Genomic DNA, 15,224 nt, shown 5'->3' with positions numbered 1-15,224 from the left:
GACAACGTCCTGCAGGCCGTGTGCGCACGGCTGGGAGCCGATCCCCGCGGCGCCACGCTGCTGCGGTTCACCAACAACGCGGTGTACGCGCTGGCCGACCGCCCGTTCGTCGTGCGCATCGTCGGCACGCCTGCCCTGCGGTATCGGGCTTCCAAGGTCGTCCGCATCGCCCGTCACCTGCGGCAACGCGGCGTGCCCGCGGTTCGCCTCGCGGCCGGCGTCGATCAGCCGGTGCGGGTGGGCGAACACCTGGCAACCGTGTGGGAGCGGGTTCCGGACACCGGCAGGCGTGCGACCACGGATGAGCTGGCCGATCTGCTGCGCACCCTGCACGCGGCCGGAGCGCCGGACGGCGGCGGTGCGGATGCGTGGGAGCCGCTGGCCGACGTGCGGGCGCGCGTGGAGGCGGGGTCGGCCGAACTGGCCGCCGTCGATCGCGGGTTCCTGCTCGACCGGTGCGACGAACTCGAAACGAAGGCGGCGTCGCTCGAGTTTCCCCTGGCCAGGACGTTGATCCACGGGGATGCACACGTCGGCAACGTCATCGTCGGTCCCGACGGGCCCGTGCTGTGCGACTTCGACTCGGCGTGCGTGGGGCCTCCGGAGTGGGACCTGGTGCCGGTGGCCGTGGGATGCGAGCGATTCGGTGACCCGCCGTCGCGGCGGGCCGCGCTCGCTGAGCGCTACGGCTTCGACGTCACCGCATGGGAAGGGTTCGAGGTGCTGCGCGGCATGCGAGAACTCAAACTGGCGACGAGCGTGCTGCCCACGGCCGACCGCGACCCCGCCGTGCGGCGCGAGGCGCACCGTCGACTCGCGGATCTGAAGGCCGGGGACCTGCAACACCGGTGGGCGCGTTACCGCGAAGGGTGATGACCCCCGTCGTTCAACGACAGAAACCAACCGTTCGGCGTTTGGGCCGAATGGCGGTGTTTGTCGTCGACATTTCGGTGGGGCCGATCGCCGACCGAACGCCGCGGGTGGAGAAACCGCTCAGCTGACGGGAGCGCGGCTGAGCGCGACGGCGAAGCCGAACGCCAGGCCGAGAATCGTCAGTTCGACCGCCGCCCACGTGGCGAGCGCGGTCCGCCGGTGGCGCAGCACGCGGGGCAGCAGCCGAGTCCGCAGATACACCCCGAGCGCGGCCGCTCCCGTCAGGCACGCGACCTTGACCAGCACGAGCACGCCGTAGGCCGTGCCGAACAGCGCCGTGGGCAGCGACAGCTCCAGGTTGCCGCCGAGCTCGACGACCGCGTTGAACACCCCCGTCACTGCGACGCAGGCGAGGCATACGGTCGCGAGCGTCGAGAACCGGGGCAGCGCCGTGGCCAGCAGCGTCCGGTTGGCGCCGACGACGGCGGCGATCGCGGCGAGCCCGCCCGTCCAGGTGACGGCGGCGAGGACGTGCAGTTCGATGGAGATCGACGCGTAGTCGTGCAGCGACCACCCCGTCGCGTGCCCGGTGACGGGAAGCGGCAGCAACGCGAACAGGCCGAGGCCGACACGCACCTCGGCGGGCACCGTGTCCGGCCGGCGCAGCGCCACGACGTTCAGCGCGGCGAGGCCGAGCGCCAGCACCGCGACCAGCACCAACGCCTTGCCTGCCGCGACGTCGCCGACGTATCCGCCGACGTCCGGTGCCGCGGGCCGGTACTCCACCGCTTGCAGCACGAGCGCCGCACCGGCCGCGACCGCCCACAGCAGCGCCGACGCCACCGCAGCGGGCTGAGCCGACGTCAGCACGGGACGCGTCAGTTTCTCCCGTGCACCGCCGAGCAGCACGGGTAACAGCGCCAGGCCGACGGTGACGACCGCGGCCACGTTCATCACCGCCCGTGCCACCGGAATGCCGGCCGAGACCACCTCGCCGGCCGCCGCGATGCCGCGTACGGGGCCGGCGGCCGCGCCTGCGAAACCGACCAGGGCGCCCGCCACCGCGGCGGCGAGCAGTCCGGTCAGCGTTTTCAGGCGCGGCCGCGAGGTGGTCTCGGCGCGGCTCACGACCGGTCCGACCCGGTGCGCAACGCGACCGTCACGCCCGCGCCGAGCAACACGACCGCCGCGACGATCCACACCCACACGGGGATGCCGCCGGATTCGCCCTCGCCGCTGGAGCGCGCGTCGTCGGCGCCCGCCTGCGACGGTGCGGTGGTCTGCCCACCCGGTGGCGTGTCATCGCCCGGCCCGTGGCTGGTGAGCGTGAACCGGAGCTCCTCGCTGACCGGGTGGCCGTCGGCCGACAGGACGCGGAACCCGACGACGTACTCACCGGCAGGCCCGAGCGGGTGCAGCGGAGCGGTCACGGTCGTGCCGTCGATCTGCACATCGCCCTTCGCCCAGCTGCCGCCGTCGGGTCCGGTGACGGCGACCTGGTTGACGCCCTCACCCGCGCCGCGCTGTACCGGCTGGTCGAACGTCAACGTGACCTGCTGCGGCGCCTCGTCGAGCGAAGCGCCGTCGGCGGGGTCCGATTCGATCAGCTGGTTGTGCGCAGCCGCGGGTGCCGCTGTGACCAGCAGTGCCACGAGCGTGACGAGTGACAGTGCGGCCGCGCGGAGACGCCCGACCGCGGTGATGCGCAGGGTCACGAGTCCACCTTTCCGTTCTTGCGGGCGCGCAGCGTGGCACCCGCGCCGACGCCGACACCGAGCGCGCCGACCAGCAGGCCCGCGCCGCCGAGCCACCGCGCCGTGTCGTCGGTGCCGCCCTCGGAGGCGTGTGCGTGGTCGTCCGACCCGGTCTCACCCGAGGCATTCTCGCCCTCGCCGGCGGCGGAGTGCGCGCCGTGGCCGCCCGACGACTCGGCGAGCGGGACCACCGGTGCCGGACTCTCCGGTTCGGCATCGCCTTCCTGCGGCTCGTTCCAGTCGGAGACGGTGCCGTCGGAGTAGGTCTGCTTGGTCGGCAGCATGAGCTCGTCGATGTTGTCGGGCAGTGCGCCGAGCTGCACGCCGAACTCCTGGTACGAATCCAGCCCGGCCGGGATCCCTTCGCCGTCCGCCGTCCACGTCACCTTGGTGACGACGTCCGAACCGTTCGTGGTGACCTCGGAGGTCCACCCGGGGACGGGCTGGGTCCGTGCACTGGTGATCTTGTACTCGGCGGGGACGGTCATCTCGAGCTTCGTGGTGCCCGCCTGCTCCTCCTCGTTCGGCACACGCAGCGTGATCGCGCCGTAACCGCCCTTCTCGGGGGCGTCGCCATAGACGTTGGCGGTGACGTGCGCGGACGCGGCGGGAGTGCCGAGGACGGCACCGGCGGCGAGCGCGGCGCCGAGCGCGGTGGTGAGCGTGGCGCCGCGGGCACGCAGCCGGGAACCGGACGGGCGGCCGTGGCCGGTGGGACGCGATGTCGACATGCTGATCTCTCCTGATGGGGTTTCGGGTGCCGCGGTGCCCGCGAACGGGATGTGCAGGGGCACGACGCGGCGCGGTGAAGTGCCCGCGCGCCTCGCGGAGCACAGGGTGACGAACTCTTCGATCAGGAGAGGACGGGCGGACCGCGGCGGCCGTGCACGCGGCGCAGCAGCACGTCCACGAGGGTCGTCGCCGCTTCGGGAAGCGGAAGGGGCCTACCGGCGGTGCCGTGCTGCGGCCTGCGGTACGGACGCCACCGCCACACGGTCACCGGGAGGACCGCGCGGAGGGCGCGTGTCACACCGGTGAGCACGGCCTCGGCGCGGGCGAGCACGCACGCGGTCGCCACGGTGGCCAGCGCGTGCCCGGCGATCATGGCTGGTGCTTCGCCGCCGTGTCCGGACAGCGTCGTGAGCAGGATGTGCACGGCGAGCTGCCCCGTTCCGAGGAACAGCAGGATGCCGCGGACGCCGCGGGCGCGGTGTGCGGTCGCCGTGGCGACCCATCCGATGAGTGACGACACGACGATCGTCGTCGCCGGATGGGGGAGCCCGCCGCCGGCGGCACCGTGAGCGGTCACGGACAGTGCCGCCGAGGTTGCCGCCAGTAGAACGCCGCGGACGGCCGGCATGACGCGTCCGGACGGCGTTCGTGTGCGCACGACGTCAGCCTATCGGCCGCCCGAATCGTGCCCTGTTTGGTCGCCTATGCCGGAACCGCCGGTCAAACCTGGGACGGGAACGCGAGAAACCGTTGCCGTTCGGGGATCGATGGGCAACGGTGTGCACCGTGCGGGCACAGCCCGTCACGGCAGGCGACACCCTAGGATTCTGCGCTGAACGGGTTAACGACATCGGGTGAGGTGTCGTCGGCCCGACAACAGGAAAGGAGAACCCGTCCGTGGTGATCGGACGGGCGTGTGCATATGTCCACACATTCCGGTAACGACGCCCGCGACGGGCGCGACCCCGCGATGACCGGCGACCCGACCGCAGATTCGGCTGCGGGTCCGGCGGCAGGCGCGGGCAACGGCCACGCGGGCGGCAACGGCCACGCAGGCGGGCCCGACGGCGCGGCGACCGTCCCCGCGCACGCGAACCCGCCCGAAGCGGCGGGCTCGGGAAGTGTCGACCCGGTGGCATCCGCCCCGGCCGCACCGGCCGTGTCGGCCGCCGACCGCGAGGCCGTGACCGACCGGCCCGTGTTCGCCGTCGCGGCGATCCTCGCCCTCGCGATCATCGCCTGGGGTGTGCTGCAACCCGGCAACCTGCTCTCGGTGTCGGAAACGCTGCTGTTCGACGCCGTGATCCCCTACGGCGGGTGGGTGTTCGTGCTCACGGCCAGCGGATTCGTCGTGTTCGCCATCGCCCTCGCGATCAGCCGCTACGGACGCATCAAGCTCGGCCAGGACAAGGAACGGCCGGAGTTCCGTACCTCGTCGTGGGTCGCGATGATGTTCAGCGCGGGCATGGGCATCGGCCTGATGTTCTTCGGCGCCACCGAACCCGTGACGTTCCTCGCCTCGCCGCCACCCGGAACCGGCCTCGAACCCAACTCGGACGAAGCCCTGCACACGGCGATGGCGACGACCCTGTTCCACTGGACCCTGCACCCGTGGGCGATCTACGCGGTCGTCGGGCTCGCGATCGCCTACAGCGCGTTCCGCCGCGGCCGCAGCCAGCTGCTCAGCTCGGTGTTCTGGCCCCTGCTCGGCGGCCGCCACACCGGCGGGCCGCTGGGCAAGGCCATCGACGTGATGGCGATCTTCGCGACGCTGTTCGGCTCGGCCGCCTCGCTCGGACTGGGCGCGCTGCAGGTCGGGGGCGGTCTCGGCGCGGTCGGCTGGATCGACAGTCCCGGCAGCGGGCTGCTCGTCGGGATCATCGCCGTGCTGACGGTGTGCTTCATCGCGTCGGCGGTGTCCGGCGTCGCGAAAGGCATCCAGTGGCTCTCGAACATCAACATGGTGCTGGCCGCCGTGCTGGCCGTGTTCATCCTGGTCGTCGGCCCCACCGTGATGATCCTCAACCTGGTTCCGAACGCCATCGGCGACTTCGTGCGCGAGCTGCCCGAGATGGCGGGCCGCACCGGTGCGACGGGCGGTCAGGCCATGGAGAACTGGCTGTCCACCTGGACGATCTTCTACTGGGCCTGGTGGATCTCCTGGACACCCTTCGTGGGCATGTTCATCGCACGCATCTCGCGCGGCCGGACGATCCGGCAGTTCATCATCGGCGTGATCGCGGTGCCGAGCGCCGTCAGCCTCGTCTGGTTCGCGATCTTCGGCGGCGCGGCGATGGACATCCAGCAGCGGGGCACGGACGGCAACCCCGGCAACGGCGGAGCCGACCTGTACCAGGGCGGAGAAGTCTCGTCCGAGGTCATCACGTTCACCATGCTCGAGCACCTGCCGTGGTTCCTGCCCGCGGCGATCATCGTGATGATCCTGGTGTCGATCTTCTTCGTGTCCGGAGCCGACGCCGCGTCCGTCGTGATGGGCACGTTGTCGCAGCGGGGCTCGGTCGAACCCAAACGCAACGTCGTCATCTTCTGGGGCGTGATCATGGGCGCGGTCGCCGCGGTGATGCTCATCGCGGGTGGCGAAACCGGGCTCGATGGGTTGCAATATCTGACCATCCTGATCGCCGTGCCGTTCGTGTTCGTGATGGTCGGGCTGTGCGTGTCGCTGTGGAAGGACCTGCGCAGCGACCCACTGATCCTCAAGGAGGACGAGATGCGCAGGTCACTCGAGGAGATTCATGAAGAACGCACCGAAGAGCGCCGAGCGCGGCGCCGTGGACTGAGAGCGCGGCGCCGGTGACCCTGTTCGACTACATCGCCGATCGCTGGGATCGGCTGGCCCTGCAGTCGTGGCTGCACGTCAGCGAAGTGGTGCAGTCCACGCTGCTGGCCGCGGTGCTCGGCGTGCTGATCGGCGTCGCGGTGTACCGCAGCCCGGTCGGCTCGGCCGTGGCCACCGGGCTGGCCAGCACGATCCTCACGATCCCGTCGTTCGCCCTGCTGGGCCTGCTGATCCCCGTGTTCGGCCTCGGCCCGACGCCCGCCGTCGTGGCGCTCGTGCTGTACGCGCTGCTGCCGATCACGCGCAACACGATCGTCGGCCTGGCCGGTGTCGACCCTGCCGTCACCGACGCAGCCAAGGGCATCGGCATGGGCAGACTCGCCGTGCTCACGCGGGTCGAGCTGCGGCTCGCAGGGCCCGCGATCCTCGCCGGTATGCGGGTGGCCACCCAGATGCTGATGGGCATCGCCGTGATCGCCGCCTACGCCAAGGGACCCGGTCTCGGCGGTGAGGTGTTCTCAGGGCTGACCAGAGCGGGCAGCGCCAACGCGACGAACCAGGCGCTCGCGGGCACGCTCGGCGTCGTCATCCTCGCGCTGCTGCTCGAGGGCGTCTACTTCTTCATCGCCCGCTTCACCGTTTCGAGAGGTATCCGTGGCTGACAAAGGTGGAACCGCCGTGACTTCCGATTCGACCGACTCCGCCGTCTCCGCCGTTTCCGGGGTCGAGATCCAGCTGGAGGGGGTCACGAAGCGCTACCCGGGGTCGGCCGAACCGGCGGTGAAGGACGTCACGATGACGATCCCAGCTGGGCAGATCGTCGTGCTGGTCGGCCCTTCGGGCTGCGGCAAGACGACCACGATGCGGATGATCAACCGGCTGATCGAGCCGACGTCGGGCCGCATCACGATCGGCGGTGAGGACGCGCTGGAACTCGACGACGTCCGGTTGCGGCGCAAGATCGGCTATGCGATCCAGCAGGCGGGACTGTTCCCGCACTTCACGGTGGCGCAGAACATCGCCGTCGTGCCCGGACTGCTCGGTTGGGACAAGAAGCGCATCGCCGAACGCGTCGACGAGCTGATGGACCTCGTCGGCCTCGACGCTTCGCAGTTCCGCGACCGGTACCCGCGGCAGCTGTCCGGCGGGCAGCAGCAGCGCGTCGGCGTGGCACGTGCCCTTGCGGCCGATCCGCCGGTGCTGCTGATGGACGAGCCGTTCGGCGCGGTCGACCCGATCACGCGCGGCAACCTGCAGGACGAGCTGCTGCGCCTGCAGGCCGACCTCGGCAAGACGATCGTGTTCGTCACGCACGACTTCGACGAGGCCGTCAAACTCGGCGACCGGATCGCCGTGCTGGGTGAAGCGTCGACGATCCAGCAGTACGACACCCCGGAGGCGATCCTCGCCAACCCGGCCAACGACATGGTCGCCGGATTCGTCGGTGCGGGTGCGTCACTCAAACAGCTGACTCTGCTGCGCGTGCGCGACGTCGACTACCCCGATCTGGCGCTGACCGCGGACGTAGGCGAATCGCCGTCGGAACTGCGGGCGCGCCTGGCCCGAGCAGGGGATACGTACGCGCTGCTGGTGGACCGCAGGCGCAGGCCGCAGCGGTGGGTGCACGTGCGGAACCTGTCGGCGGCGACGTCGCTGGCGAACATCGGCAGGCCGGTCGGCGACACGGTGAGCACGCAGTCGACGCTGCAGGACGCACTGGAGGCGATCCTGGCCGAGGGCGGCCGCGCCGTGGTGACCGGAACACGCGGCGAGTACGTCGGGATGATCGACATCGAGACGGTGACCGGCGTGCTGGCGCAGCTGCGTGAGGAGCACGAGTCGGCCGGTGACGCTGGTGACGCCGGTGACGGAGCCGCCGGTGACGGAACCGACGCCGCTGACGGAGACGGGCACGGCGGCGATGCGGGTCGTGCCGGTGTGGCTCGCGGTGATGCCGCTCGTGATGGTGCTGGCCGTGCCGACGGTGGTGTCGACGGCGATGCCGGTGCGGCGGCCGACTCCGGGGCGGGTGCGTCATGAGCGACGTCGACGTCACCGGACTGTCCTCGGAATCGGGGCTGAAGCGGGCCGACCGGGTGCGGTTGTTGGCGCAGCCCCTCGCGGTGCTGGTCGTCGTGGGCGCGGTGCTGGTGTGGGCGTTCGCCAGGGAGACCGACGAGATCGAGGCGGAGTCGATCCAGGCGGGCGTGCTGCTGACGAAAACCTGGGAGCACCTGCTGATCACCGTGGTGGTGACGGCGATCGTCGTCGGTGTGGCCGTGCCGCTGGGGGCGATGCTGACGAGGCGGTGGGCGAAACCCGTGGCGCCGGTGTTCCTGGGTATCGCCAACATCGGGCAGGCAGCGCCCGCCCTGGGTGTGCTGGTGCTGTTCTTCCTGTGGACGGGCTGGGAGGGCCTGTGGGCGGCGGCGCTGCCCATCGCGTTCTACTCGCTGCTGCCCGTGCTGCGGAACACGATCGTGGGAATCCAGTCCGTCGACCCGTCCCTGGTGGACGCCGCGCGGGGCATCGGCATGTCGCCACGATCGGTGCTGCTGCGAGTGGAGATGCCGCTCGCGTTGCCGATGGTGCTGGCGGGCATACGGACGTCGCTGGTGCTGGCCGTGGGGACGGCCACGTTGGCGTTCTTCGTCAACGGCGGCGGGCTCGGTGAGCTCGTGGACACCGGGTACAAGCTGAACCGTCCCGCGGTGCTCGTTGTCGGCGCCGTGCTGGCCGTGGGGTTGGCGCTGGTCGTCGACTGGCTCGGCGCGCTGGCCGAACAGCTGCTGGGACCGAAGGGGCTGGGATGAGGATCGGGAAGCGGGCCGGCCGGAGAGTGCGGTCGCTGTTGGCGGCCGGGCTGCTGGTGACGACAACGGCGGCGTGCGGGCTGAGCGTGAACGCCGCGTTGCCGTACGACGTGCAGCCGGGATCGATCCCGCGGGTGCCTGCACTCGACGGCGTCGAGGTGACGGTGGGGTCGAAAGATTTCACCGAGCAGATCGTCCTGGGCTACATCGCGCAGCTCGCTCTCGAGGCGGCGGGCGCGGACACGGTCGATCTGACGAACATCGCCGGTTCGAACAGTGCCCGCTACGCGCTCGAGGACGGGCAGATCGACGTGCAGTGGGAGTACACGGGTACGGCGTGGTTGTCGTACCTGGGCGAGGACACGCCGATACCGGGGGAGCAGGAGCAGTACGAGGCGGTGCGCAAGGCTGATCTGAAGCGCAACGACCTGATGTGGCTGCCGTACTCCGACGTCAACAACACCTACGCATTCGCCACGACCGAGAAGTTCGCGCGCGAGCACGGCCTGCGGACGATGACGGACATGACGAACTTCGTGAAGCAGAACCCGCGAGAGGCCGTGTTCTGCGTCGAGACGGAGTTCGCCAGCCGTCCGGACGGCATGCCCGGAGTGACGAAGACGTACGGCTTCCCCGTGACGACGACGAAGACGTTCGGTACGGGGGCGATCTACACGGCAGTGGCGAACGGCACGTGCAACTTCGGCGAGGTGTTCACCACCGACGGCCGGATCGCCGGGCTGGATCTGCGGGTGCTTGCGGACGACAAACGGTTCTTTCCGCAGTACAACGCGGCCGTGACCGTGCGGAAGGAGTTCTACGACGAGCACCCGCAGGTCGCCGAAGTCATGGCGCCGGTGGCCGACGCGCTCGACAACGAGGAAATCATGGAGCTGAACAAGCAGGTCGACGTCGACGGTGCCGATCCGTCACAGGTCGCCTACGACTGGATGCGGAAGAAGGGCTTCATCAGCTGAGCCATCGCGGCCACGGAACCGCCGACGTTGCCGCGGCGCCGTCGACCGACCGCTGCTTACCGGTTGCGCGTCCGCGGTCACGCCACGCCGAGACGGCGCAGCAGCTCGGCCTCGAGGTTGTCGAGTTCGGAGGCGATGGCCTTGTGCGCGGCCTTCCGCCGGCTCGAAGGCATGTGCTCGGCGGCGCGCACCGAGGCGGTCAGCTGTTCGAGCGTGCCCTGGGCGTGCTGGGCGAACGAGACGTCGTCGTCGGTGACTTGGGGGGATCGCCGCAGCTCCGTCAAACCGTCCGCCGCGCCGGCGATGCGAGCGAGCAGGCCGCCGCCGTGGCCGCTGTACTCGGACAGCTGCTCGACCGGGACGCCGATCCTGCGCGCCTGGTAGCGGTCGTACGCTTCGCGGACAGTGCCGGCGGCTCGGACAGCCAACGGCACGAGGGCAGGTCCTACCGCTGGGATGACGATCTTCGCCACCTTGACCGCGTTCTTGGCCCTCTGCGGGGTCAGGCCCGACTCGTGCTCGCCGGACTTGGCGGCCTTCTTCGCGGCCTTCCGCTCCTTCTTCGCCGCCTTCTTCGACTTCGTCGATGAAGCCTCCGAGCCTTCCGACAACGCCGAGGACTCCGGGGACTCGGACAACGTGTCGTCGTGGCCTGTGTTGCGGGATGTGCTGGCCATCGCCGTTCCTCGCCTCCGGTTCCGGTCGGTTACGTGGGCGTCTGGGCCTCCCCGGCGCCCGCCGTGCTCGTGTTGACGGTTGAGGCAGAACTTACTGGTCATACCGGGCCGGGAGCACGTCGCCTCCGGGAGTGTCGGGGCCTTCTCATAAAGTGAACACCATGGTTGACGAGGTGTTGCTCGACGCGGGCGTGGTCACACGGTGTCGTCGGCGGGTGCATCTCGACAACGACCCCACGATGGCCGGGACGCCGCTGGCGCCGCCGGATCCCTCGGCCGAACAGCGGATCGCCGATGCGGAAGCGCACCGCGCCGACATCGCGGAGCGACTACAGGCCGCCATCGCCCCGGTGGGTGATGACGAGGATCCGGTCACCGGGCTGGGGCCCGCCGAGGACAGTTCGGCGGCCACCTGGACCGTCATTCCCGCCGAGCTTTCTCCTGCGGAACGTGCAGGGCTCACCCTCACCGCCCTCGAAGAGGGAGTCGGCTACATCTGGGGCGGACTGTTGCCGCGCGACCGCGAGGCGGGACGCCGCGGTGGTATCCAGTTGCTCGTTCGGTCGGTCGACGGCTACGTGCCGGTCCTTGTGGTGCGTCACCGCATCACGGATCCGGGGGAGGGTGCTCGGACGACCGAGCTGACGGATCTCGACCCGGCCAACGCTTCGACGGACCCGGATCGGAAGGTGCGATCGCACCCTCGCGATCAGTTGAGGCTGGCTCACACCTATCGGCTTCTGCAGGCAGCCGGGTTCGCCGAGCCGGATCGCGCGGTCGGCGGAGTGATCGGGCTCGATGCCGACGTGGTGCTCTGGCATGACCTGGAGGCCGGAACATGGCCGGGTGGGCGGACCGCGCTCCAGGAATACGACAGTCGGTTCGCCGACCGGCTCGCCGTCGCACGTGCCGCGGCCGCGGGCGAGGAGCCGTTGGCCGAACCGTCTCGGGTCCTCGAATGCAAGGGCTGCCCATGGTGGCCGACGTGCGAGGCGGAGCTCACCAGGGTTCGGGACGTCAGCCTGGTCGTACGGGGCGAGGACGCGATGGAGCTGCGCCGCGCCGGCATCGCGACGGTGGACAAGCTCGCTGCGCTCGACATCCATGACGAGCCGCCGATCCAGTGGACGGGCGTGTCGTTCTCGGACGCCGTGTCGTTGGCCAAGGCGTGGCTCGCGGATCTGACGATGGTGCGGCGGGTGCCCGACGTGACCGTGCCGCGTGGTGACGTCGAGGTTGATATCGACATGGAGAGCTTCGGCGACTCCGGGGCGTATCTGTGGGGTTGTCTGCTGACCGGTGCCGATGTCGGCGTGGCCCGCGGCTATCACGCGTTCGCCACGTGGGAGCCGTTGCCGACCGATGATGAGGCGCGGTCGTTCGCCGCGTTTTGGGCGTGGTTGACGGACGTACGTGAGCGCACTGCAGCAGCCGGACTGCAGTTCCGTGCGTACTGCTACAACGCGTTGGCCGAGAACCGTTGGTTGTACGCGTCGGCGGAGCGGTTCTCCGGGTTCCGCGGCGTGCCGACGACGGCTGACGTGCGGGCCTTCGTCGACTCCGACGAGTGGGTGGATCTGTTTCGAAGTGTTTCCGATCAGTTCCTGTGCTCGCATGGCAAGGGCCTCAAGGTGGTTGCGCCGGTGGCGGGCTTCGCCTGGCGAGACGCGGAAGCGGGAGGCGAAGCCTCGATGCGGTGGTACCGCGACGCCGTCGGTATGGACGATGCGGAACCCGACGTGGCACAGCGCGCTCGGTTGCTCCAGTACAACGAGGACGATGTGCTCGCCACACATGCCCTCCGCGTCTGGATCAGTGAACGCGCCATGACCGAGGTGCCGTTCATGGAGGACTTGTGACGTTCGACTTGCGCTGAGCGCCGTCTTGTCTTCCATTGCCGCGATTTTCGGTTGTGTGCCGGCTGCTTCGGCTCCGATTGCGGCGGTTTCCGCGGCGCCGACGCCGTTTCCGTTCCGCAAGCTTCCGTCCATCCGCTGCGTTCTCGGCGTGGGCTGGTTCGCCGGTTCGGATGGTTCCCTCCGGTGTCGTGACGCGGAGTGAGCCGTCGGCCTCGAGTTCGAACAACCAGTTGGGCGTGTGCTTGACGAGGTGGTGTCGTCGACATAGTCCGATCAAGTTCGACGCGCAGGTCGGTCCATCGCACCCGTGGGGGCGTACATGGTCGAGGTCGGTGAACTCAGCCGGTCGATGACACCCAGGAAATCGGCATTCCCTGTCGCGTACCGTCACGTAGTCCGCGGTCACAGCCGGCGGCCGGTAGCGTTCCCTTCCGACGTCCAATGGGGCACCCGTCTGTGGGTCGGTGATGATTCTCCGCCAGGTGGATTTCCGATCGGTAGCTATTTGCCGCGCCACTTCAGCGGGTACGGGTCCGTGTCCGGAAAGATGTGCCGGGTTGTTGCGGATGCGGGCGAGCGTCTCGAAATCGATGTGCACATAGACCTCCGCCTTGCCGCTTTCGGCGCTTGCCGGGAACGTGGCGGACGACCTGCCATGGTCGTTGTCCGCACGTTTTCCGCAGGAGCAGTCCGCCAGGAGATGGTCTGCCAGCGCGTCGGCTCGCAGCTGGTCCGTCGTCCGGCTTTCGCCATGGGTGCGCATTGCGCGAGCTCGGCGATCGATCCGTGCGTACACGGCCGATGCTCGTTCCGCCGGCAGATAGGCGGACACGGTCGCCATCGCGTCTTCGCGATGCCGCAGAGTCACTTTTCGATCAGCACGTCGTTGACGTGCGCGTGCTGCCGTGCCATCGGGGTCCACTCGGTGTACGGCTCTGTAGGCACACCGGCGGATGGAATCGGCACTGCGAACCTTGAGCTTGTCGGCGACGAGCTGGTCCACCTCTGCGGCGTTCGTGTCGGACAGCGGACGCGTTTGATGGACCACTTTGGACGCTTTACGTAGGTCGATGTCGCCGCGTGCGAGGACGCTCAACGTTTCGGGCAGACGTGAGGTCAGCTGGCGGGCCCACTCGAGCTCCCGTCGGACCACGTGTTCCGACTCTCCTAGGCCGAGCGCCAGCTCGGCGGTCACATCGACGGTGTGTTCGTGTTGTACCGAATACTCGGCGAGTGCTCTCAGGTACGCCGCCTGTGCCTGACCGATTCGACGCCAGGCGTGTACGACATCGGTGATTTCCATCGATCCCCCTCGGCTCGTGGTCGGCAACGTTACACACGAATCAAGGCAAGGGTCAAACCTTTGTTCGAATCACTCGATCGGGCGACGGGACGGCACGGGACCATCGTGGGACCCTTGGTCCTGTGCACGACGCGGCCGCGGTCGGTCATCGCGTCCGCGTCGTGCACAGTCCCGCTCCGTGTCTTCTCAGTTCAGAGTCACAGGTGGAGCGCCGTCCCGAATCCGACGCGCGCCCCGGTCAGCCGCAAGTTCGACGGATCAGTCCTGCAGCGATGCGAATCATGCGAACCGGGCGGGCTCTTATCGGCGCGATACAGGCGGGAGGTTCGGGGTGTTGTTGCGTTCATGCAGCACGCGATGCGCTTCATCGACAGAAGCACGGTGCCGCGGTCCGGCCAGTCGGGCCGACGGGGGTCGACGGTGCCGGTTACCCGAGTCGTCGGGAACGCATTTCGCCCCCGAAACGTCGTCTCGGGGGCGAAATGCGACTGGGTGCCCGCGAAATGCGGGGATCGATGCGAGGAATACCGGCTCGGTCACCCTGTGGCCGACGCGAAGCCGGTGCAGTGGATCGCGATCGTCGGGGCGTGCGAGGTTAGCGAGGAGCCATCCGAAGGGAGCCGTCGAGGCGGATGACGTCACCGTTGAGGTAGTCGTGTTCGACGATGTCGACCGCCAGCTGGCCGTACTCGTCGGGCCGACCGAGTCGCTTCGGGAACGGCACGCCCGCGGCGAGTCCGGCACGGAACTCGTCGCTCACGGTCGCCAGCATCGGCGTGTCGATGATCCCCGGTGCGATGGTCATGACGCGAATGCCCTGCGAGGCCAGGTCTCGCGCAGCCGGCACCGTCATGCCCACGACGCCGCCCTTCGACGCCGAATAGGCGATCTGGCCGATCTGCCCCTCGATCGCGGCGACCGACGCAGTGTTGATCACTACGCCGCGCTGGCCGTCCTCGAGCGGCTCGTTGCCGGCGATGGCCTCGGCCGCGAGCGTCATGACGTTGAAGGTGCCGACCAGGTTGATGTTCACGACCTTCTGGAACAAATCGAGGTCATGCGTGCCCTTCTTCGACAGGATCCGGGCCGACGGGCCGATGCCCGCGCAGTTCACGACGATGCGCAGCGGCACACCGCTGGAGGAGGCCTGGTCGACGGCCGTCCGCAGGGCTGCGCCGTCGGTGACGTCGGCCTCGACATAGGTGACACCTTCGACCTGCTCCGCCTTCTCGATCGAGGCAGGCAGGTCGAACGCGAACACACGGGCACCCTTGGCGGCCAGTGCCTTCGCGGCAGCGCCGCCGAGTCCGGAAGCACCACCCGTCACGATGGCTGCGGTGTCCTTGATCTGCATGCTCTTCCCTTCTCACACGTCTTCGAGCAAGCAGAGCGTACGTGGTCACACGGTCGATTCGTTGATGAATGTCCGCCTGCTG

The 15,224-nt window shown here is 69.2% G+C and carries 14 protein-coding genes; 7 read left to right on the top strand and 7 right to left on the bottom strand.

The features are described from left to right. Positions 1-18 precede the first annotated feature (18 nt). Complete coding sequence (locus FB384_RS07705; protein WP_323985157.1) at positions 19-873, top strand: aminoglycoside phosphotransferase family protein; 855 nt, start codon at positions 19-21, stop codon at positions 871-873. A gap of 120 nt (positions 874-993) precedes the next feature. Here FB384_RS07705 and FB384_RS07700 read toward each other — a convergent pair whose 3' ends face one another. The 4 genes from FB384_RS07700 to FB384_RS07685 all read right to left on the bottom strand — a co-directional run bounded on the left by FB384_RS07700 (position 994) and on the right by FB384_RS07685 (position 4,017). Then, a complete protein-coding gene (locus tag FB384_RS07700; RefSeq protein ID WP_183780790.1) occupies positions 994-2,001 on the bottom strand; it encodes a copper resistance D family protein in 1,008 nt (335 codons plus the stop codon). Then, entirely contained in the window at positions 1,998-2,588 is a 591-nt protein-coding gene (locus tag FB384_RS07695; protein WP_407676069.1) for a copper resistance CopC family protein, read from the bottom strand. The genes FB384_RS07700 and FB384_RS07695 overlap by 4 nt, the downstream gene beginning before the upstream one ends. Next, on the bottom strand, positions 2,585-3,358 hold the full coding sequence (locus FB384_RS07690) for a YcnI family copper-binding membrane protein (protein WP_183780787.1): 774 nt from the start codon (positions 3,356-3,358) through the stop codon (positions 2,585-2,587). Before FB384_RS07690 ends, FB384_RS07695 begins: the two co-directional genes overlap by 4 nt. Positions 3,359-3,480: 122 nt before the next feature. Then, entirely contained in the window at positions 3,481-4,017 is a 537-nt protein-coding gene (locus tag FB384_RS07685; RefSeq protein WP_258936421.1) for a hypothetical protein, read from the bottom strand. A 264-nt stretch (positions 4,018-4,281) separates the two neighbouring features. Here FB384_RS07685 and FB384_RS07680 point away from each other — a divergent pair, with 264 nt between their 5' ends. Genes FB384_RS07680 through FB384_RS07660 form a run of 5 tightly spaced genes read left to right on the top strand, consistent with a single transcriptional unit; the run spans position 4,282 to position 9,949 of the window. Continuing rightward, positions 4,282-6,177 carry a BCCT family transporter gene (locus FB384_RS07680; protein ID WP_228725981.1) on the top strand — a complete coding sequence of 632 codons (1,896 nt, stop codon included), beginning with the start codon at positions 4,282-4,284 and terminating at the stop codon, positions 6,175-6,177. Beyond that, the gene (locus tag FB384_RS07675; protein ID WP_183780784.1) at positions 6,174-6,821 is read left to right on the top strand and encodes an ABC transporter permease; all 648 of its coding nucleotides are present in this window, start codon (positions 6,174-6,176) and stop codon (positions 6,819-6,821) included. Before FB384_RS07680 ends, FB384_RS07675 begins: the two co-directional genes overlap by 4 nt. A gap of 16 nt (positions 6,822-6,837) precedes the next feature. Continuing rightward, positions 6,838-8,199, top strand: a complete 1,362-nt coding sequence (locus FB384_RS07670; RefSeq protein WP_183780781.1) for an ABC transporter ATP-binding protein — start codon at positions 6,838-6,840, stop codon at positions 8,197-8,199. Continuing rightward, positions 8,196-8,972: an ABC transporter permease gene (locus FB384_RS07665; protein ID WP_183780778.1), complete on the top strand. Its 777-nt coding sequence runs from the start codon at positions 8,196-8,198 to the stop codon at positions 8,970-8,972. The genes FB384_RS07670 and FB384_RS07665 overlap by 4 nt, the downstream gene beginning before the upstream one ends. Then, positions 8,969-9,949, top strand: a complete 981-nt coding sequence (locus tag FB384_RS07660) for a glycine betaine ABC transporter substrate-binding protein (protein ID WP_183780775.1) — start codon at positions 8,969-8,971, stop codon at positions 9,947-9,949. The genes FB384_RS07665 and FB384_RS07660 overlap by 4 nt, the downstream gene beginning before the upstream one ends. Positions 9,950-10,026: 77 nt before the next feature. On the opposite strand, the gene FB384_RS07655 is transcribed toward FB384_RS07660, so the two are convergent. Beyond that, complete coding sequence (locus tag FB384_RS07655; protein ID WP_221212666.1) at positions 10,027-10,626, bottom strand: DUF6474 family protein; 600 nt, start codon at positions 10,624-10,626, stop codon at positions 10,027-10,029. A gap of 161 nt (positions 10,627-10,787) precedes the next feature. On the opposite strand from FB384_RS07655, the gene FB384_RS07650 reads away from it, so the two are divergent. After that, entirely contained in the window at positions 10,788-12,485 is a 1,698-nt protein-coding gene (locus tag FB384_RS07650; protein ID WP_183780772.1) for a TM0106 family RecB-like putative nuclease, read from the top strand. Here FB384_RS07650 and FB384_RS07645 read toward each other — a convergent pair. Beyond that, on the bottom strand, positions 12,469-13,788 hold the full coding sequence (locus tag FB384_RS07645) for an HNH endonuclease signature motif containing protein (protein ID WP_183780770.1): 1,320 nt from the start codon (positions 13,786-13,788) through the stop codon (positions 12,469-12,471). The genes FB384_RS07650 and FB384_RS07645 overlap by 17 nt on opposite strands. Positions 13,789-14,383: 595 nt before the next feature. Continuing rightward, positions 14,384-15,142: an SDR family NAD(P)-dependent oxidoreductase gene (locus FB384_RS07640; protein ID WP_183780766.1), complete on the bottom strand. Its 759-nt coding sequence runs from the start codon at positions 15,140-15,142 to the stop codon at positions 14,384-14,386. Positions 15,143-15,224 lie beyond the last annotated feature (82 nt).

The organism is Prauserella sediminis (assembly GCF_014195435.1).
GTDB classification, from domain to species: Bacteria; Actinomycetota; Actinomycetes; order Mycobacteriales; family Pseudonocardiaceae; genus Prauserella; species Prauserella salsuginis.
The sequence above is the reverse complement of the archived record's forward strand: the minus strand, read 5'-3'. Positions and strand labels throughout refer to the sequence as shown.

Coding starts and splice junctions, on each gene's coding strand:
- FB384_RS07665 (WP_183780778.1), top strand. CDS start 8,196: ATGAGCGACGTCGACGTCACCGGACTGTCCTCGGAATCGGGGCTGAAG.
- FB384_RS07640 (WP_183780766.1), bottom strand. CDS start 15,142: ATGCAGATCAAGGACACCGCAGCCATCGTGACGGGTGGTGCTTCCGGA.
- FB384_RS07660 (WP_183780775.1), top strand. CDS start 8,969: ATGAGGATCGGGAAGCGGGCCGGCCGGAGAGTGCGGTCGCTGTTGGCG.
- FB384_RS07680 (WP_228725981.1), top strand. CDS start 4,282: ATGTCCACACATTCCGGTAACGACGCCCGCGACGGGCGCGACCCCGCG.
- FB384_RS07650 (WP_183780772.1), top strand. CDS start 10,788: ATGGTTGACGAGGTGTTGCTCGACGCGGGCGTGGTCACACGGTGTCGT.
- FB384_RS07645 (WP_183780770.1), bottom strand. CDS start 13,788: ATGGAAATCACCGATGTCGTACACGCCTGGCGTCGAATCGGTCAGGCA.
- FB384_RS07655 (WP_221212666.1), bottom strand. CDS start 10,626: ATGGCCAGCACATCCCGCAACACAGGCCACGACGACACGTTGTCCGAG.
- FB384_RS07690 (WP_183780787.1), bottom strand. CDS start 3,358: ATGTCGACATCGCGTCCCACCGGCCACGGCCGCCCGTCCGGTTCCCGG.